At 32.9% G+C, this 20,582-nt stretch carries 17 protein-coding genes; 6 read left to right on the forward strand and 11 right to left on the reverse strand.

From position 1 onward, the window contains the following. Nucleotides 1-178: 178 nt before the first annotated feature. Together DK861_RS03495 and DK861_RS03500 are read right to left on the reverse strand one after the other, a co-directional pair. Nucleotides 179-949, reverse strand: a complete 771-nt coding sequence (locus DK861_RS03495; RefSeq protein ID WP_006534994.1) for an ABC transporter permease — start codon at nt 947-949, stop codon at nt 179-181. Further along, nucleotides 946-1,881, reverse strand: coding sequence for an ABC transporter ATP-binding protein (locus DK861_RS03500; RefSeq protein WP_109399263.1), 936 nt, complete (start codon nt 1,879-1,881; stop codon nt 946-948). The genes DK861_RS03495 and DK861_RS03500 overlap by 4 nt, the downstream gene beginning before the upstream one ends. Before the next feature lie 786 nt (nt 1,882-2,667). On the opposite strand from DK861_RS03500, the gene can reads away from it, so the two are divergent. After that, a complete protein-coding gene (gene can, locus DK861_RS03505; RefSeq protein WP_006534997.1) occupies nt 2,668-3,321 on the forward strand; it encodes a carbonate dehydratase in 654 nt (217 codons plus the stop codon). Between the two features lie 73 nt (nt 3,322-3,394). Here can and hpt read toward each other — a convergent pair whose 3' ends face one another. Next, nucleotides 3,395-3,937 carry a hypoxanthine phosphoribosyltransferase gene (gene hpt / locus DK861_RS03510; RefSeq protein ID WP_036932823.1) on the reverse strand — a complete coding sequence of 181 codons (543 nt, stop codon included), beginning with the start codon at nt 3,935-3,937 and terminating at the stop codon, nt 3,395-3,397. Nucleotides 3,938-4,096: 159 nt separating this feature from the next. Then, nucleotides 4,097-5,677, reverse strand: coding sequence for a multicopper oxidase CueO (gene cueO / locus DK861_RS03515; RefSeq protein WP_109399264.1), 1,581 nt, complete (start codon nt 5,675-5,677; stop codon nt 4,097-4,099). 213 nt (nt 5,678-5,890) lie between these two features. On the opposite strand from cueO, the gene DK861_RS03520 reads away from it, so the two are divergent. Next, entirely contained in the window at nt 5,891-6,241 is a 351-nt protein-coding gene (locus DK861_RS03520; RefSeq protein ID WP_072063629.1) for a YacC family pilotin-like protein, read from the forward strand. Between the two features lie 115 nt (nt 6,242-6,356). Here DK861_RS03520 and DK861_RS03525 read toward each other — a convergent pair whose 3' ends face one another. Continuing rightward, the gene (locus DK861_RS03525; protein ID WP_109399416.1) at nt 6,357-7,394 is read right to left on the reverse strand and encodes an AbrB family transcriptional regulator; all 1,038 of its coding nucleotides are present in this window, start codon (nt 7,392-7,394) and stop codon (nt 6,357-6,359) included. A gap of 113 nt (nt 7,395-7,507) precedes the next feature. On the opposite strand from DK861_RS03525, the gene DK861_RS03530 reads away from it, so the two are divergent. Next, complete coding sequence (locus DK861_RS03530) at nt 7,508-7,918, forward strand: GNAT family N-acetyltransferase (protein WP_109399265.1); 411 nt, start codon at nt 7,508-7,510, stop codon at nt 7,916-7,918. 23 nt (nt 7,919-7,941) lie between these two features. Here DK861_RS03530 and DK861_RS03535 read toward each other — a convergent pair whose 3' ends face one another. From DK861_RS03535 to DK861_RS03550, 4 genes are all read right to left on the reverse strand, one after another. Continuing rightward, nucleotides 7,942-11,022, reverse strand: coding sequence for a hypothetical protein (locus tag DK861_RS03535; RefSeq protein WP_109399266.1), 3,081 nt, complete (start codon nt 11,020-11,022; stop codon nt 7,942-7,944). Between the two features lie 74 nt (nt 11,023-11,096). Then, on the reverse strand, nt 11,097-12,791 hold the full coding sequence (locus tag DK861_RS03540; protein WP_109399267.1) for a hypothetical protein: 1,695 nt from the start codon (nt 12,789-12,791) through the stop codon (nt 11,097-11,099). 224 nt (nt 12,792-13,015) lie between these two features. Then, nucleotides 13,016-13,648, reverse strand: coding sequence for a PAS domain-containing protein (locus DK861_RS03545; RefSeq protein ID WP_006535016.1), 633 nt, complete (start codon nt 13,646-13,648; stop codon nt 13,016-13,018). 64 nt (nt 13,649-13,712) lie between these two features. Next, the gene (locus DK861_RS03550; protein WP_072063633.1) at nt 13,713-14,345 is read right to left on the reverse strand and encodes a TetR/AcrR family transcriptional regulator; all 633 of its coding nucleotides are present in this window, start codon (nt 14,343-14,345) and stop codon (nt 13,713-13,715) included. Between the two features lie 232 nt (nt 14,346-14,577). Here DK861_RS03550 and DK861_RS03555 point away from each other — a divergent pair, with 232 nt between their 5' ends. Further along, nucleotides 14,578-15,789 (forward strand): Tm-1-like ATP-binding domain-containing protein, encoded by a 1,212-nt coding sequence (locus DK861_RS03555; protein ID WP_109399268.1) that lies wholly within the window; start codon nt 14,578-14,580, stop codon nt 15,787-15,789. A gap of 16 nt (nt 15,790-15,805) precedes the next feature. Continuing rightward, a complete protein-coding gene (locus DK861_RS03560; RefSeq protein ID WP_099659953.1) occupies nt 15,806-16,633 on the forward strand; it encodes a phosphoenolpyruvate hydrolase family protein in 828 nt (275 codons plus the stop codon). An 86-nt stretch (nt 16,634-16,719) separates the two neighbouring features. Here the strand turns inward: DK861_RS03560 and DK861_RS03565 are convergent, their stop codons facing one another. Next, complete coding sequence (locus DK861_RS03565) at nt 16,720-17,619, reverse strand: diaminopimelate dehydrogenase (RefSeq protein ID WP_109399269.1); 900 nt, start codon at nt 17,617-17,619, stop codon at nt 16,720-16,722. Nucleotides 17,620-17,820: 201 nt separating this feature from the next. On the opposite strand from DK861_RS03565, the gene DK861_RS03570 reads away from it, so the two are divergent. Further along, nucleotides 17,821-19,161, forward strand: coding sequence for an MATE family efflux transporter (locus tag DK861_RS03570; protein WP_109399270.1), 1,341 nt, complete (start codon nt 17,821-17,823; stop codon nt 19,159-19,161). 244 nt (nt 19,162-19,405) lie between these two features. On the opposite strand, the gene DK861_RS03575 is transcribed toward DK861_RS03570, so the two are convergent. Further along, nucleotides 19,406-20,500 (reverse strand): hypothetical protein, encoded by a 1,095-nt coding sequence (locus tag DK861_RS03575; protein ID WP_109399271.1) that lies wholly within the window; start codon nt 20,498-20,500, stop codon nt 19,406-19,408. Between the last annotated feature and the right edge of the window lie 82 nt (nt 20,501-20,582).

Consider the following 20,582-nt stretch of genomic DNA (forward strand, 5'->3'; position numbering starts at 1 on the left):
CCTTTTTATCCCCTATCAAAGTGTTTAGTATACTAAACAAGAAAAATCATTTTGTTAATACCTTGGCGAAAATTTAAAGAAAAATTAACATTTACGCTAAAAAAACAGTTAAAAAAAACCGGTATCTCTAATTAAGATACCGATTTAAACTTTTATCACTTTCTCTTTAGTTTTTTGATTAGCTTCTTAAACCGCGACCTTTTTCAATTAAATACCATGCAATAACGTAAAACACAGCAATGAAAAGGCACAGAACACTAATAGTTACCGTTAAAGAGACATCCGTAATCCCCAGAAAACCGTAACGGAAGCCGCTGATCATGTACACAATAGGGTTTAATTTAGACACACCTTGCCAAAATTCAGGTAAGAGTGACAGTGAATAAAACACGCCACCTAAATAGGTTAATGGCGTTAAAACAAAGGTTGGGATAATACTGATATCATCAAAGGTTTTCGCAAAAATCGCATTTAATAATCCGGCGAGAGAAAACACAATTGAGGTCATCAGTAATGTCACCACGACCATTGTCCAAGAATGTATTTCCAGAGGCACAAAAAATAGTGAAACTAAAGTCACTAAAATACCAACGCAAATACCACGAGCGATACCACCGCCAACAAACCCTGCAATAACAACATGTGTTGGAACAGGTGAGACTAATAATTCTTCTATACTACGTTGAAATTTAGCACCAAAAAAAGAAGAGGAAACATTAGCATAAGAGTTTGTTATTACTGCCATCATAATCAGGCCAGGAACAATAAACTGCATATAATCGACACCGCCCATATCGCCAATTCGTTTACCAATCAGGTTACCGAAAATAACGAAATAGAGAGACATAGTTATCACTGGTGGAATTAATGTTTGTACCCAAATACGACCAAATCGGGTAACTTCTTTAATCCAAATTGTTTTGAGGGCTACCCAATACAGCTGAATCATTCCCCCTCTCCTTCTACTGTATGTTCTTCATTAACTAAGTGAACAAATAATTCTTCAAGTCGGTTGGCTTTATTTCTCATACTTAACACCTGAATGCCTTGTGCATTAAGTTGAGCAAACACACTATTTAGTCCTTGCTCTCTTTTAACATCAACTTCTAATGTTGATGTATCAACCAAGCGATATTGATAATTTTGTAATTCAGGTAGAGGGCTTTTGGGTGCTAAATCTAAAATAAAGGTTTCAGACTCCAATTTACTTAATAGCCCTTTCATACTGGTATTTTCAACCAGTTCACCACGTTGAATAATACCAATATTCCGACACAACATTTCGGCTTCTTCCAAATAGTGTGTGGTTAGAATAATGGTTGTACCTTCAGCATTTAATTGTTTTAAAAACGTCCACATTGAGCGACGTAATTCAATATCAACACCTGCTGTTGGTTCATCAAGAATAAGTAATTTCGGCTGATGCATTAATGCACGAGCAATCATTAAACGGCGTTTCATTCCCCCAGATAAAAAGCGCGCTCTATCGTCACGTTTTTCCCATAAATCTAATTGGGTTAAATAAATTTCGGCACGTTCTAATGCTAACTTACGAGGAACACCATAATAACCAGCTTGATTGAGTACAATTTGCAATACGGTTTCAAAAGGGTTGAAATTAAATTCTTGTGGCACTAATCCTAATTGACGTTTTGCATTAACCATATCGGTATCGGTGTCATAACCAAATACTTTGACTTTACCGCTACTCTTATTAACTAAAGAGCTGATAATACCAATCGTGGTCGATTTACCAGCGCCATTAGGACCTAATAAAGCATAAAAATCGCCAGCCTCAACGGTGAGATTAATTCCTTTTAGCGCTTTTACGCCATTGTGATAAGTTTTCGTTAACTCCGTTAACTCCAATGCATACGTCATAAGTGGGAATTACCTTTTATCAACTGCATTATTCAGCATTGACTGAGCTGAAATCAGAAAATAAGCTTAGTTCAAAGAACAGAATGGAATAAGGTATTCTAGAGAATATTCCGTGGCAAATAAACCGTTTTAGGACTTATGACACAAACGAATAAATAAATATTTTTTAACTATTACAGGAATAAAAAATAAAAGATAAAGAGAAAGTAAATTAGCCATCAAGCTGTAAGATTCTTTTATTTCTTACCAATATTCTGATGCCTTAATCATTTTATCCCTTAGTGCAATCATTTAGCCTAATTGATACCAATAAAATTATTGCCTTTATTTCTCAAGTTTACTGATGAATATCATCTAACCATTTATCACCTTCAATCAATAATGTCTTTTATTTTTTATCATTCTCGCTTTCAGTGTAAAAATAAAACCAACAATCATAATCATTAATTTTATTTATATAACATTTATCAGCGTCTATTTTTGAATAATACAATATTAGATTTAACAAATAGTTATCTTTTTACATATTTGATTTACATCAAAGAATGTATTGATAAATTCATTAAACAAATGCTATAAAAAGTTCTATCTTATTTGAAAGCGAAAAATTACAAGCAATTATCTGTCACTTGGCTTTAAAAAGCCTTCTGATAAATTCAAAAGTAATGGTATAAAAATACCCTTTCTTAATGGATCTCTCGCATCCAACATTAACACAAGAGCTATTTCGTGTTGGCGTACTGTCAGCGCAAATGGTGGGAAACCGAATTTACAGGCAGTCACATCATGATGAGAAAGATTGAAGAGCTGTTAGCCAATAACAAGCAATGGTCAGAATCTGTTACTGAAGAAAATCCTCAGTTTTTTAAAGATCTCTGCAAAGGCCAAAAACCTCACTTTTTATGGATTGGTTGCTCCGACAGCCGCGTTCCAGCAGAAAAATTAATCAACGCGGCACCGGGGGACTTATTTGTTCACCGTAATGTGGCGAACTTAGTTATCCACACTGACTTAAATTGTCTTTCTGTGATCCAGTATGCTGTTGATGTATTACAAGTTGAACACATTATTGTCTGTGGTCACTATGGTTGTGGTGGTATTGAAGCAGCTATTGAAGGCACCGAATTAGGACTTATCAATAACTGGTTACTGCATATCCGCGATATCTGGTACAAACACAGTTCAATGTTAGGTGAACTTGCACCACAAGATAGATTAAACCGACTTTGTGAACTAAACGTTATCGAGCAAGTGTACAATCTCGGCCACTCAACGATTATGCAAGCAGCATGGAAACGTGGGCAAAAAGTGATGATCCACGGTTGGGTTTACGGTTTAAATAATGGTGAGCTACACGTTCTTGATGTTACTTCAGATAGTCGTGAAAAACTTGAACTTTCTTATCGTCAAGCGATGGCTAAATTGAGTCATCCACGTTAATAACACACCTGCTGTTAAAGAACAAAAACCCGCTTAAATAGCGGGTTTTTGGCTTCTATGATAACTAGATATATTACTCATCTAATAACGTTACATGCCCAATATAAGGCAGGTGACGATAACGCTGTGCGTAATCGATGCCGTAACCAATAACAAATTTATCTTCGATGGAATAACCAATCCACTCAACAGGAACATCAACTTCACGGCGAGAGGGTTTATCCAATAAAGTACAGATAGAAATAGAAGCTGGCTCACGTAAGCTTAAAATCTCTTTAACACGATTTAAGGTATTACCTGAGTCAATGATATCTTCAACAATCAGAACATCTTTACCACGGATATCTTCATCGAGATCTTTAATGATTTTAACGTCACGTGTTGACGTCATACCATTACCGTAACTTGATACAGTCATAAAATCGACTTCATGGTTCACGTCAATTTCACGGCATAAATCTGCCATAAAAATAAAAGAACCTTTTAACAAGCCGATTAAGACAAGATCATGTTGACCTTGGCGTGGGCGGTAATGTTCTGTGATTTCACGACCTAGCTCAGCAATACGCTGTTTGATCTCTTCTTCAGAGATCATGACATCAACAATATGTTTCATGATTAATTTCGATTGGGTTAACGGGGAAAGCAAACGATTGTACCAGAACTTCCCTCATCATGCGATGATCTGATTTAATGAAAATAAAGGCACAAAATATTAATCCTGTGCCCTTTATCAATTTATCTTACTGATATTGATGGTTTTTATAGTGATTGATTATTTACTAACGGTAAAACCCGCCATCATTCCAGTATCTTCATGTTCTAATAAATGACAGTGTGCCATAAATGGGTGCGCTTTTGTCGCTAAATGGTCAAATTTCACAAGAATTTCGCTAAATTGTCCTTCAACTTTCACGATATCCTTCCAACCTTGGCGATGTTTCTCTGGTGTTCGACCGTTTTCAGATAGAATACGGAACTGTGTACCATGTACATGGAATGGATGTAGCATCATATCGCCACGACCGGATACAACCCATTTTTCATAAACACCTTGCTTCACATCAAATGCAGGTTCTGTCATTGAGAATGGAATACCATTGATACTATTAGCATTATAGATATCTAAATCACCATTTCCATGACCGCAATTCATCCCACCGCCCATCATGCCATTACCGTTACCTTGGCGCATATGACTCATCCCATGATGAATACCCGCTAATGCTTTATCACCATAACGTTCTGTTAATAGCATCATACCTTGCATATCTAAACGCATATCCATACGTAAATGTAATGTCCGCGTTGAAATATTACTGAGTGTTGGTAATGCCGGAATTAATGCTAATTGATCAGGTAAAGTACCTTGTGCTTTTTCTGCTGACGGTAATAAACGCAACACAGGGAGTACATTATCAAATGGTGCTAACACCATACCCATTTGACGTACAGGCAAAGTGACAATATCAAAATCACGCCCATCAGACGTATCGACTAAAACTTCAAAGCGCTCCCCCATTAAAATAGGGAGTTCTGTTACTTTTACGGGTTCTGCTAATAATCCACCATCACTGGCAATCACATACATGGGTCTGCCATCACTTGTGGCAAGGTTTAAACTTCGCGCATTACAACCATTTAAGAAGCGTAATCTGATCCAGCCTTTTGGCACAATATGTTGTGGTTGAATAGCACCGTTGGTTAACATCATGTCACCAAACCAACCAATCGCGGCACTCATTACATCAAGTTGATAATCAATTTGTCCTTCACTGTCTAAACGTTTATCTTGCAAAATAACGGGTAAGTCATCAACGCCCCAGCGATTAGGCAATTTACGGTTTGCTGTTTCATCATCTTCAATAATCACTAGTCCGCCTAATCCCATTGCGACTTGTTGACCAGTAACACCATGGGTATGAGGATGGAACCAGCACGTTGATTCAGCTTGATTTGGTGTAAAAGTAACAGTACGCGATTTTCCTGGTTCAATCATGGCTTGTGGGCCGCCGTCTTCTTCACCACTAATTTCAAGTCCATGCCAGTGAACAGTTGTTGTTTCTGGTAATTGGTTATTGATATTAATGGTGACGGGTTGGCCCCGTTTCAGCTTTAGTGCAGGGCCTAATAAACTGCCGTTATAACCCCATGTGGTTGTGCTTGCCGTAGGAATAAATTGAGAAACACCTTGTTGAATATTAAGAACAATCTTTTGTTGAGCGTCTGGGATAATTTGAGGTGGAATCGCCAATGAGGGCGTGTTACTTTGGGCAAACGCAAAACGACTCCAGCTCGGTAATAGTGTGACAGCACTTAATGTGGCGCCTAATTTTAAAAAATCTCGACGTTGCATAATGTATTCCTTTGAATAAAAATGAGTTATTTTTTTATCTATTGAAATAAAATGTATTAAGAATATTTGTAAACTATTACCAATGCTAAAGTTTCCCCTTACTGGAAGGTCAATTTAAAACCCAACAAAACATCAGGTCTTTGCAAAACTTTTAACTTTATTAAATCAAATAACAAAACTTGCGAAATCATCACACTGAGGAACGCACACCTAATGAAAAAAATGTTCGCCTTGTTCTGCACACTAGCGCTTTCTTTTACTATGCTCTTTTCTTCGAGTGCAAAAGCGTTAACCTACACGCAAGCAGAAGACTTGGCAGATTTAACCGCCATCTACTTTTTCCTAAATAAAGATTGTGGTTATGAGCAGATATCAAAACCCAAAATTGAAAGAGCGTTAATGGTCTTTTCTCGCTCACAACAATGGGATGTCAGTAATTACTCGACGTTGCCAATGAGTCAATTGAATGAAGATAGTTACAATGATTTAAAAGGCATTAAAGTAACACACAGTAAAAAATGTCAGCTATTAGCCAATAAATCGCTAAGTTTATTAAATTATTAATACTTGTGTTAACTCACTATTGGATAAATAAAGCGGGATAACCTCTTTAAATACCGTCGAGATATAAAATGACTGATAGAGAGGTTATCAAAAGATTTTTTTACCTTTCTTTATGCTAATTATTTTTCTTCTGTCTATATTCGTTCCAATACAAAACAACTGATGGAATACTTTGAATAATTAGCATTCGAAAAATATGATTCGACATAACAAAAGCCGCATCCACATTCATGGTTATCGCCGCAAATGTCATCGCTTCCATACTTCCCGGCGCCCAAGCCAGTACTAATGTAGCCCAAGGGACACCTGTCAAATAAGCCGCTCCATACGCCACAATCACGGTTAAAATCACATTAATAATAACGACTTGCACAGAGGAAAAAGCATTTTTAATTAATGATGAAAGCGGGAAAACAACAAAATGAGCACCAATATTCATACCAATTAACACCATGCTCAATTCATTAAGTAACATGGGGAAAGCAATAGATTCGCTAACAAATGATTGAACCAATATTGCACTACCTAATGAAGTCAACATAAAGGGTGCCGGAAATCGGATTTTCTGCAATAAAAGCCCTGAACCTAACCCTAAAATAACAATCAATAATAACCACAACAGTGAAATAACGGTCATTTCAGGTATAGAAAATTCTGGCATATTAGCTTTATCAGCCCCCACAATAAAACCCGCCAGAATAATCAATACCATTAAACGAATGGTATGAGAAATAACAATTTTTTGCGGTGGTGTTTTCGTATGATCAGTTAATGCTAAAATAGCCGCCATAGCCCCCGGCACAGCACCTAACATTGATTCTTCTTTTGTCCAGCCAATATGGCGCTGGAACCAAAAATAGCTCACAAAAAATTGAATGGCTAAGCAAACAACAAGAGTGAGTAATAGAATAATTAAATTATCAGCACTACCTAAATGAACTTGGTTAAACATTAAACCAACCGAAGTGCCTAAAGTGAGTTGAATAAACGTTAATGTATGTTTAGGAACCACAAGCTCCCATTTAAAGCGATAAGCAATAATAACAACAAGGATCGGTCCAAACATCAGAGCCATAGGTAAACCAGAAAGGGTTAGTACACCACCAATTAATGCACAAAATAAAATACCTGGTAAAGTTTTTAAAAACGACATGTTGTGATATCCAGCTTTTTTAATTATTGTTTCCATCCTAGCACTTGTATAAATATTTAATAACCAAATAGTGATAATGTAATTATTATTTTTCTTAATATTAAGAGCCAAATATGTCGTTAAAGATCACCACAAACCCAACATCGAATGAGATCAATGAGATTTATGAAGGATTGCTAACCCACAATCTTCACTATATTCAGATGGAACAATACACACCACTTGCCGTTTTTAAGGAAGAGAGCGGTAAAAAAATAGGTGGGATCACAGGAGATATTTTAGGAAATTGGCTACGCATTCGTTATTTGTGGGTAGATAAAGCCTATCGTGGAAAAGATATAGGAACAGAATTACTGCAAGCAATGGAACTTGCCGCAAAAGAGAAAAGCGCCAAATATGCAGAAGTGGATACCTTTAGCTTTCAAGCCCTGCCTTTTTATCAAAAGCAGGGGTTTGAAATATTTGCCATGCTAGAAAACTACCCAATTAGCGATAAAAAATATCACTTAAGGAAAGATTTATAATTATTTTTTATTTTTCCTTACTCTTATTTTTTCCTTGCTCTTATTTTTTCCTTGCTCTTATTTTTTTCATTACTCTTATTTTTTTCATCACGCTTATTTTTTTCATTACGCTTATTTTTTTCATTACGCTTATTTTTTTCATTATGCTTATTTTTTTCATTACTCTTATTTTTTTCATTACTCTTATTTTTTTCATTACTCTTATTTTTTAGATCTTTATTAATCTCAATTACTATGCTATTTATTGCCATATTAAAGTTATCGGATGTTTTTTTATCTACTAGTTTTTCACTTTTCGTTATTTTAGCATTAATAAACTCATTTATATTTTTTCCAACTTCACTATTTATATAGTTTTTAATTAAAAAATTATTACATTTTATTTCTTTACTTTTTAAATTTAACCCAGAATAGAAAACCTTACTATTAGAATAGTTAAATTTAATTTTTGCATTATTATTTTCACTTTTATTAAACTCAAAAATTATAAAGGGACTTTCTATTTTAAAATGTTTCATATTTTTATAATCATCAAAGTAGATGTCATCCAGATTACTTTCAAAAATAATATTAGATTGAAAATCCCCTCCATTATCGATATTAACTTCATTTGAGTTTTCACCTATATTTAAATTTATTGAGGATCCATCAATTGAAGCTATTTTATCTTTTGATTTGTTTTCATTGAATTTTAAATCCTGAGCGTTCTCTATTTTACTTTCTATTATCGATATTTTTCTTTCATTGTCTAATGACTCTTTATTCTTTTTATTTATTTTTTTAACCCTTTCAATTTCACTTTTCAAAAAGTGAAATTCATCCTCTTTGCCAATACTGTTTTTCATAAAATTATTTATAATTTTTTCTAATACTTCATTTTTTATAAGATTATTTCTCGTACTTCTTGATTTTCTATTTTCTTCCATTTTCTCTCTTGCTTTAGTTACAAATTCAAAGCCTGAACTAATACTATAACTATAGGTATCTTTTTTATCTAACACTTCTCTATTAATTTCTTTATTTATTTTTTCCATCAATGATGAAACTAAATCATCTATTTCAGAATAACTTTCGTCAAAAATTATTGACATTGGTTCTTCTGGAACAGATTCATTAATCTTTTCTTTCATCGGTTCTAATTCATTTAACTCAGAGATATTATTTTTTAAAACATTCTCACTTTTCGATATGTTGTCTAATTTAATTAGATCATCATCTAAAAGTAATTCCTCCATCTTTGAAATGGAAATTTCAAATTCATTCATTAGCTCTTTTATATTATTTTTTATTGGCATTTCATAGTTTTCATCAATTTCATTTTTTATATTTATATTTTCTTTTAATTTAATTAAAAGATCTTTTATTTCATGATAAGAATCACTTTCATCAGCTTCTGCATTACCTCTCTCTTTTAACTGGTTTATAGAAGCTAAAATATCATGAATAGAGGCCATTATTTCTTGTGCTTCATTTGCATGAATATTAAAATCCGTGTTTACTTTCTTATCATCATCAGATGAAACCTCCTTAACTCCCGCATCTATCAAATTAATTTCATTGTGTTTTTTCATTATTTCATCCATAGATGAAATAATATTTGAAAGTTTATTTTCCGAATCATTGTAATATTCACTTAATATATTAATAATATCTTCTTTATTAGATTTACTTTCTAAGTTATCAATTATTAACTTTGATTCCTTTTCTGCATTTACTTTTATTTCTCTAATTAGTTTATCTGCTTCTTCCTCTGCCTTTTCTCTGATTCTATTTTTTATTTCCTCTTCTACTTCCTCGTCTACTTCCTCGTCTACTTCTACTTCCTCGTCTATTTCCTCTTCTACTCCCTCGTCTATTTCTACCCCCTCGTCGATTTCCTTTTCTAATTCTTCATCCATTTTTAAAAAAAAATCATAATTAAATAATGTATTCAAATCTTCATTTTCACTTTCCCCAGCTATTTCATTAACTATTTCCCCAGCTATTTCATTAACTATTTCCCCAGCTATTTCATTAACTATTTCCCTTTCCTCTTCTTTAGGTTCATATTTGGATAAATTTGTTATTGTTTCTTTCTCTACATCATTAATTATATCTGTATCTATTTGCTGCGTAACCGTATCTATTTGCTGCGTAACTGTATCTATTTGCTGCGTAACTGTATCTACTATCGTATTTCTTTTTATCACATTATGGTTATCACTAATATATTTCCCTATCCATTCTTGCATTAAGCTATCAAAGAAATATTCACTACCCATATTTTTATCAAGTGCTATCATCATAATAGTAGATAATTTATTTTCTATTTTATTTTTCATATTATTATCAAACTTATCAAACAATTGAACTTCTTCAATACTTATAAGTAAAAAATTCATTGATTTTATAAAATTATCCCTTTCTTTTTCCGTTGAAAAGTTACTCATAAAGTCATACTTTTTATTTAAATGAATATTTTCAAATTTAAATTTTAAAAATATTAATTTTAAAATATTTTTTATACTTTCATCATCTATTGAGCTTATTCTAAGCTTCATAATTTCATTTAAATACTCTACAATTAATTTATTATTAGAGTCTTCATTCTTTATATCATCTAGTTCTGAGAAAAAATCTTTAGCTCTTTTTACTTCAGTTAAATAATCACAGAAACTGTAAAAATCAAACTTATCATTTGTATGAGAAATTATTTTATTTATAGCATTTAAATTTTTATATTTTATTCCTTCCTTATCTTTTATTAAATTATATATTTCAGTGTTTTTTTTATCTATTTCACCCTCATTATTTTCAATTTTAATCTCCTCTTTAATTTTATTTATTTTATTATCTATTTCATTAAAAATATTACTATATTTATTTATATCAACGGCACCAGACAGTTTATTATTTTTTATATCCTTTATAAGAAAGAAAATCTCTAACTTATGGAATAGAGAAATTACCCCATGAATAAATCTCTTAGCAAAAGAAGGCGCAACAGGTGTATTTTTTATCGCATTTATATTTTTTGTAAAAATATAACATTCCTTTTTTGGAAAGGAATGTTGTTTATTTAAAAACAAAAGATTTGGTTCAAATATATTTTGTTTAACAAACATAGATTACTCACCTATATAAATCATATATAATCTTATTATTAACTATAAAAATAAGAAATGATTTAACAAAAGAATCATATATGTTCAAAATAATTTGAAAAGTATTTTCTAAGCACTTCATCTTTCGATTTATCTAAATCATTAATACTTAACCCGAGTCGACTAAAAATACCTTTTAGTTTATCTTCTAAAACTGTGTTCTGTGTCTTAATGGTACCATTCCCTCCCTCTATCACTACACCGTCATTCAGGTAATTAGTTGTTACATTTTGTTTATTTTCAAAAGTTTCATAGCTAATTAATAAAACAATAGCATCTTGCGCCCATTTATAATTAATGTTATTACTTGAATTTTTAAAAATCCGAGAAAGAAGATTCTTTCCATTATCATTTTTCTTTATATTTTCATAAAAGCCATTATTGAGAGAATTTATTATTTTCTTCGTTGGCTCCCCCATATTTTTATAAATATCTTTGCTTACCATTTTTATTAGATTGTCTATCTTAGTGATAGACTCTTCTTCACCAATAAAATTTTTATCTTTTGATAAGTAGTTAAATAACTCTTTTGTTATATTTAAAGATAATTCTTTTTTAGCATCATCTAAATTTTCATTCATTACTAATTTGCTTTTTTTATTAAAAATAGAATCAACAATATTATCAATAAACCCGCCAATTCTTACATTTTTATCATAATTATTAACTTTTTCTTTTATTAAATTTTTTAAATCATCAATTGTATTAGAATAAAATAATTCATCTACACTTGAATTAACAATAATATTTAATTTATTCACTATTTCATCAGGTAAATCAGAATAATTTTCTTGGAATTTATTCTTAGCTAAATCGGCTTTTAATTCATTTTCTATTAGTTTAATATCATTAATAAGCTTACACTCCAAAGCTTTTTCTAAAGTATGATATTTAATCATAATATCTATTTTTTTATTGTTATTTATTTTTTTAGATATAATCTGATTAACATTATCAGTAAATGTTTCATTTAGCTTATTTAATTTACTAGAGAATTTATCAAAAGCATCATTACTATTTACTACATTATTAAATTTAAATTCACTTAATGCTGCATTTACATTTTTATTTTTAAAATTTATTTTTATAGGCAATAATGATCTGTTTATAAATTCAAATGGATAGATTAAGGGTTTTAATAAGTTTTTAAAACTTCTTGTCTTTTCTGTTTTAAAGTAAAGTTTTTGATTTGTATTTAGCTCTTCTTTTCCTGATTTAGTAATCCAATCAGGGAGTTTATTTGTTTTTTCTTTTTTTTCATTGGATTTATTTTTTATAGTACCTTGATCAATACTATCAGTATGTTGATCAATACTAACTTTTTCATTTAAAATGTCATTTCCATTAGTCAAACTCATCAAATTGTCAACCAAATCATCAAAAACAACCAAATTATCAAAAGGAATCAAATAATTTTTTGTATTAGATAAATCATTTCCTTTTTTTGAAACTTCTTTATTATTAAGATCATTTGATACTATATCAAAATTATTATATTTAGAAACTAATATACTCTTCCTAGTCTCATTTGGCATATTTTCACATTCTTTTATATAATTCGACATAGACAATGCAGAGGAAGTATGATCCTTATTTTTATTATTATTAATAGTTAAGTCTGTATTTTTAATGGATTCTAAATTTTTTAAATTAATCCATTTCTCATTGAATTTAGTATTTATATTACTGATATTATTATTAATTGTTTTTTTTATTTTAGGAATTATCATTTTTTAACACCTCATTTAAGAATAATTATAGATAGTCTATTCCTCTTATTTTTTTAAGTTTATAAAAATCATACAATAGCAATCAATCAACTCTATTTAATAAAAGAAGTATATATAATTTACAATTAAGCATAGAAGTAAAAAAAAGATATCAACAAGTGATATCTTTTTTTTAGTGTACTAATTTATATTCCGCTGGAATTTAAAATTAATTTATTTCTTAATCATTCTTTTAAATCGTTATACACCGTCGCTCTTGAAACACCGAGGTATTGTGCGGTAATTTCCATTGCTTTACGCAGTGAAAGATAACCTTCATCTTGTAAACAAAGCAATAACTCACGACGTTGATGAGGTTTCAGTGCTCTTGGTGTGACCGAATAAGTTGCAGAAAATTCGTCAATACGTTTTTTCAGCGAATCCTCTGTCACTGAACTAAAGGTTTCAATAATGTCATTGCCTTCTTCAAGGGTTGCAAATTGGTTAAGCACCATTTGTAATCCTTTGATCATTGAAATATCAATATTTAGACATAACGCAGCAACGTAATTGCCTTGTTTGTCTTTTATACCAATAGAGGTACTTTTTGCGGTTCTACCGTCAGGAAATTGATTCGGGTAATTTGCCACAATCTGAGGAAAATCGGACGATTCAATACGCGCCATTCCCAATTCTGTTGCTCTATCCCCTACTTTTCGACCTGATAGATTATTTTCAATGACCATAATGGTATTTTCACTATCAGTTAGATCATGAAGTACAACTTCACAAAAAGGCGATAATGTTTTACCAATGCCTTGTGCAATAAATTGTAGTTGTTCTACCAGCCACTCTTGGTCTTCTGTTTTGTGTGACATAACGATCCCTGCAATAGCTAAAACGTAAATGATTTATACAATTTTAACTGATTTATTCAAATAATTAATCGTTATCTGCGGGATAATCAGATTTTGCCTGATTTAGAATAGCTTTTGCCATCCATTGAGTCATATCAATGACCTGTTGATCATCCATTTTCCAGATATCTTTCATTACCAAAAAGACTTCAGACCCGTAAATTAAAGAGAACGATTTAATCACCTTATCCCACATTTCTTGAGGATAGTGTGATTTTAATGGTTCAATAACTTTGAGTAAAATCTCTTTACGATGACCGCGAATAAATCGTTTTTCTGCATATTCACTTGATTGTCTCTCTTTTGCCCATTGTTGTAATGAGACTTGCAATGCACCACGCAATGCACCTTCATGTTTAAACATTTGTGGATAGGCAAGATTGAGCAACTCAGTAATGCGTTGTTGCGTATTATCTTCAGGAGTGGGGGTCCATGCAATGATCGGCGCTAAACTTGCATCAACAGTGGCACTAATTAAATCACTTTGTGTGGGAAAATAACGATATGCAGTTGCCCTCGAAACACCTGCATGTGCGGCTAATTCCGACACAGTCGGTAGCATTCCTTGCTCAAAAAGTCCCAACGCCGTTGTCACCAATAATTGATGGGTTCTTTTTCGTGTACCGGACATTGCATCCGTTTCATCACTGTAACTCATAGAAGATCCTTCGTTATTTCTACACTTTTATGTGCCAAGCTTATCTTAAGCTAAATATTCACAATATTTGACGTTTACTTTAGGTGATTAATCACATCTTATCGACCTCTAATGTACAAAAAACAAAAATAATGAGACAAGAGTCTCAAAACGGTGCTATGATAAATGAAACTCGAGTCTCATTATGATTATAATCTATTCGTCGATAATCATAAAAGGTATGGGAAGGCTTATGAAACAGTATGCTGGTTCTATTTATATTGCCACAACGCTTGATACTAAAAGTGCTGAGATTTTTTATGTCAGTGATTTAATTAAAAAAGCAGGCCTTCCTGTTAAAACCGTTGACTTGACAACCAAACCCACGGCATTAGCAAGAGAAGCTGATGTCACCGCCCTAGAAGTTGCACGCTTTCACCCAAATGGTCCAGAAGCGGTATTTTGTGGTGATAGAGGGAAAGCAATAGAAGCGATGTCAATCGCATTTGAACACTATTTAACTCACTGTGATGATGTCTTAGCCATCCTTGGACTAGGCGGATCAGGGGGAACGGCACTGATTACACCAGCAATGCAATCTCTGCCAATTGGTGTACCTAAATTGATGGTATCAACGATGGCGTCTGGCGATATTTCAGGCTATATCGGTGCAAGTGATATCTCAATGATGTACTCCGTCACAGATGTATCCGGCTTAAATCGCATTTCCCGAAAAGTTTTAAGAAATGCAGCAAATCAAATCGCCGGCGCTGTTTATTTTTACCAAGAAGAACAAGTTGTTGATAAACCGGCTGTTGCATTAACAATGTTTGGTGTAACGACGCCTTGTGTACAACAGCTTACACAAAAACTCGAAAATAATTATGACTGCCTTGTTTTTCACGCAACAGGAAGTGGCGGCAAAGCCATGGAAAAACTGGCAGATGGTCACTTACTTCATAGCGTGCTCGATCTGACAACAACCGAAGTCTGTGATTACTTGTTTGACGGTGTACTTGCTTGTGATGAAGACCGTTTTGGTGCAATCGCCCGTACCAAAACCCCTTATATAGGTTCTTGCGGTGCATTAGATATGGTGAATTTTGGTCGCCCGTCTAGTGTTCCTGAGAAATATAGAGGGCGTCAATTTTATCACCACAATGCGCAAGTCACCTTAATGCGTACAACACCAGGGGAAAACCGTCAATTAGGTATTTGGATCGCTGAAAAAATGAATCAGTGTGAAGGACCTTTGCGGTTTGTATTACCACAGGGCGGTTTTTCAGCTCTGGATATTGAAGGGGGTCCTTTTTGGGATCCAAAAGCAAACCAAGCGTTTTTTGATGCATTTATAACAACATTTAAAGAGACAGAGACTCGTCAACTAGTCATCAGTCCTTATCACATAAACTCTGCTGAATTTACTCAGCAAATTTATGATTTACACCAGGAACTTATTTGTTAACCACGGAGAAAGAAGAATGACTCATTCACGTGAAACATTACTAAAAAAATTCAATGAAATGATTGCACGCCACGAACCAATTATTGGCGGTGGTGCAGGTACAGGGCTCTCAGCTAAGTGTGAAGAAGCCGGTGGTATTGACCTTATCGTTATTTATAACTCTGGTCGTTATCGTATGGCTGGCCGTGGTTCTTTAGCGGGTTTATTAGCTTATGGTAACGCTAATGAGATCGTTATGGATATGGCAAAAGAAGTATTACCTGTTGTTAAACATACACCTGTACTTGCTGGCGTTAATGGTACAGATCCTTTCTGTAACTTTGATAAATTCTTAGATGAAGTTAAAGCAACAGGCTTTGCTGGCGTACAGAATTTCCCAACTGTTGGCTTAATTGATGGCAATTTCCGCGCAAATCTAGAAGAAACAGGTATGGGTTATGGGCTTGAAGTAGATATGATCCGCAAAGCTCACGAAAAAGATCTACTAACCACACCTTATGTGTTTAGTCGTGAAGATGCCATTGCAATGACTGAAGCGGGTGCCGATATTATTGTGCCACATATGGGATTAACTACGGGTGGTAATATTGGTGCTGAAACAGCATTAACATTAGCAGACTGTGTTCCTTTAATTAATGACTGGGCCAAAGCGGCAAAAGCTGTACGTTCTGATGTCATTGTGCTTTGTCATGGTGGTCCAATTGCAACGCCAGAAGATGCACAATATATCTTAGATAATTGCCCTGATTGTCACGGCTTCTATGGTGCAAGTTCAATGGAACGTTTACCAACAGAAGTGGCATTAACCGCAACAACCAAAGAATTTAAAAGTATTAAACGCTAATTCAAAATCATCAAGTTTGCCTAAGCGTTAACCTATATTGCCCACATTATGTGGGCAATATTTTATGCAGAAAGTACTAATGAAAATTAGACCAATTTTGCAATTAATGTATTTAAATCACCCGCTAAGAAATCAACAGGTGGGATCTCAATAACCGTATATGCACCCGCACGTTGCTTCATGCTAGCTCTTGCCGCTGAGACCATAAATTGAGAGGTCAATGCAGGATTGTTAATACGCATTGAATATTCAAATAATTGATTATGCGTTTTACCTGAAACACCTTTATGAGTCATATGAACACCATGTCCAACATCTTTTAAGCTATCGACACAATCGACTTGCTTCACATGGGTTTCATCAGAAGAGAAATAGCTATCTGCTTTAATCGCTTGCTCTACTTGATTAAAATTTGCTCCAGCTTCTAATTCCACGTAAACCATACGACGATGAACACCAGTCCCTAATGGAATAGTCATTGAAAGCGCCTCTTTTACACCATCAATCGCTTTAGCCGCAACACTGTGCCCCATGCTCATACCGGGCCCAAAATTAGTATAAGTGATCCCTTTTGGTGCCATGGCTAACATTAATGTACGAATAATAGAATCAGAACCCGGATCCCAGCCGGCTGAAATAACCGCTACACGATCGTGTTTTTTAGCTACTTCATCTAATTCTGTTTTTAATGACACAATTTCACTGTGAACATCAAAACTATCTACTGTATTAATGCCGAAGCTTAAAATAGATTTAGCTAATTCTTTAATTGCACGAGTCGGTGAACATAAGAGAGCAACATCAACATTACCTAATGTTTTAATATCGTTAGTCACGGTAATATTTTGCAGTTCTTCTGGAACATTATTGATATCACGACGAACAACACCCATTAATTCAAAATCTTGAGCAGCTTGAACCGCTTCTAATGCAAATCGACCAATATTGCCATAGCCAACAATGGCCACTTTTATTTTAGTATTCATTAATTCCCCTGACTTTAACGTTAATCATCTCTTAATGATAATAGTGATTAGTTATCAATGAATAAACCATATAAATATCTTTTTTGCCAGATAAACATTATTTGTACTATTACCTTATAAATAAACCTTGTAGAATCTCTTATCTTCCTACGCGTTTTATTAATAATATCGATTTCACTCTGTTTTTTAAGAAGGTTTTCAATGCATCAGTCTGATGTAGCGGATCGTTCGCTTTTTTCCCTTAGTTGGCCAATATTTATAGATATCTTTCTACATTTAGCCACACTATTAATTAATACCTACATGGTAAGCCACGTTTCCACCGCTTACTTAGCCGCCATGGGCGTTGGTAACCAAGTTTTTGATCTTTTTATCACCATTTTTAGCTTTATTAGTGTGGGATGTAGCGTCGTTATTGCCCAATACTTAGGCGCAGGTAAAAAAGAAAAAGCCAGCCAAGCAATTCATATTTCTATCGCTTTTAATGCGTTACTTGGCATTAGTAGTGCTTTAATCATTCTTTTCTTTGGCTACAATATTCTACATATTATGAATACGCCTGAGCATTTAGTGCAAGATGGCTACAACTACCTACATATTATTGGTATTTGCCTTATTCCTGAGGCTATTTCAATTATTCTTGCAGCTTGTCTGAGAGTTTATGGCAAGTCTAAAGCTGCCATGTATGTCACATTGATCGCCAATATTATTACTGTTATTGGTAATATGATTGTGCTTTATGGCTTTTTTGGCTTACCACAATACGGATTAGTCGGCGTTGCTTGGTCTACCGTTGTCGGTCGTATTATTGCGGTTATCTTACTATGTGGATTACTGTTCTACGGTTTGCGTATTAAATTCGAAGCCAAACAACTCGTCGTGTGGTCTAAAAATATGTTAGGGAAAATCCTACATATCGGTTTACCCGCTGCGGGAGAAAACTTGGTTTGGATTTTACATTATATGACTGCATCAGCTTTTATTGGATTAATGGGAGAAGTCCCGCTTGCAGCACAGACTCTCTATTTCCAACTGTCATTATTTTTAATGCTTTTTGGTATTGCGATTAGTATTGGTAATGAAATATTAGTAGGTCACTTAGTTGGTGCTAAACGCTTTGATGATGCTTTTACTAGAGGCTGGAAAAGCTTAAAAACGGGTGTGATATTTACCATCGGAGTGGTTATTGTTTATTGGTTTATGCGTGATCCTATTTTGTATTCCATTACAGAAGATCAACGCATTATTGATCAATTAATTCCTCTATTTATTTTGTCTGTCTTCTTAGAGCCAGGGCGTACTTTTAATATCGTTATGGTAAATGCCTTACGTGCCGCAGGCGATGCTAAATTCCCGCTGATGACAGCAATTTGCTTTATGTGGGGTATTGCGATCCCTGTCGGTTATTTCCTTGGTATTAAGATGGAAATGGGATTAATTGGTATCTGGATTGGTTTCCTTTGTGATGAATGGCTACGTGGATTAACTAACGCATGGCGTTGGCGCTCTCGTAAATGGCAAGCTAAACGTTTGGATATTTAATCTTAAAAAGCCTGATAAATCATTATCAGGCTTTAACAAGAGATCTCTACTTAAACCTTCTCTATCATAGATTGTACTAAATCCTTTTCTCATTTATCTGCCATTTATTATGAACAACACTATACATTTAACATATTATTTTTATTTAATTTATTATTCGCATCAAAAGATTTTTTCGGCCTCTCTGCCTATTTTAACTTTTCAACTTTATTTAAAGTATTGTTAGCTGTGATGGTAATTTTTTCTACAACACCATTTTCATGAGTACTTTGTTCTTTTTTAAATATTGCAAATAAATAATATTATTAATTTTTTCATTTAAATTAAAAAAATAATCTGAGGTTTCCATTTTTTTTAAATAATTCTCTTTATTAAAATAATCTATTTTTTCCCGCTCTTTATATCTATTATAATCTTCTAAATAATTAGCAACTTTAGCAAGAAACACATACCCATAATTATTCTCCCCATCGGATAACCTATCTAACAATGAAATATTTTTTGTGATTTCAAGCAAGAAAGACTTAAAATCTTCTTTTTCAGAAAGAATTTCATTTTTAATGACATTAGTATCAATTTTATCACCCACATTTTCACTGGTACTTTTTGACTTAGTCATTATTAAATAACCATCATTCATACTATTATATTTCAAATTAGATATATTTTCATCACCATCAAAGCTTACATAATCAGATTCATTTTTACCATCTGAATTAGATATATTTTCATCACCATCAAAGCCTACATAATCAGATTCATTTTTACCATCTGAATTAGATATATTTTCATCACCATCAAAGCCTACATAATCAGATTCATTTTTACTATCTGAATTAGATATATTTTCATCACCATCAAATTCACTCGATGACTTCATGCTATTATTTACTGATGATTTGAACTGTATATATGTAATATGATCAATTAGTAATAATTTACTCTCCAATATACTATCTTGTTTACTTAAATGAATATTATTAATAGCCTCGTCAATTGTAATTAAATCTCCATTTGGAAGTTCAATGTTATTCGAACTTTTCTGTTTTTGTTTTAAACGATTTTTTTTATTATTCGTAATATTAGCATCTATTTCTTCATTAATTACATTACTTTCTTCTTTATTTCGAATGATTAACTGTTTAGATTTTAAAAATGTAGTCTTTTTATCAAATCTAATTTTATTTTCATAACTACTCTGATAAATGAATTCCTTTATTGAATTTTTTACTATAATAGATAATTTAGAAATAGATGATTTCATTATTTCATTTATAGAGCCTACTTTATTAGTATTAAAGCGTGTTTTTTTACTGACTTCATTGATAATATCCATCATTTAAATATTTACTTTAAGTTATTTATAAATGATATTTTACCCTCGCTTTTTTTTTCATCTGTCACTTTTATTTTCTATTTTT

Source organism: Proteus sp. TJ1640 (genome assembly GCF_003144445.1).
In the GTDB taxonomy this organism is placed as follows: domain Bacteria; phylum Pseudomonadota; class Gammaproteobacteria; order Enterobacterales; family Enterobacteriaceae; genus Proteus; species Proteus penneri.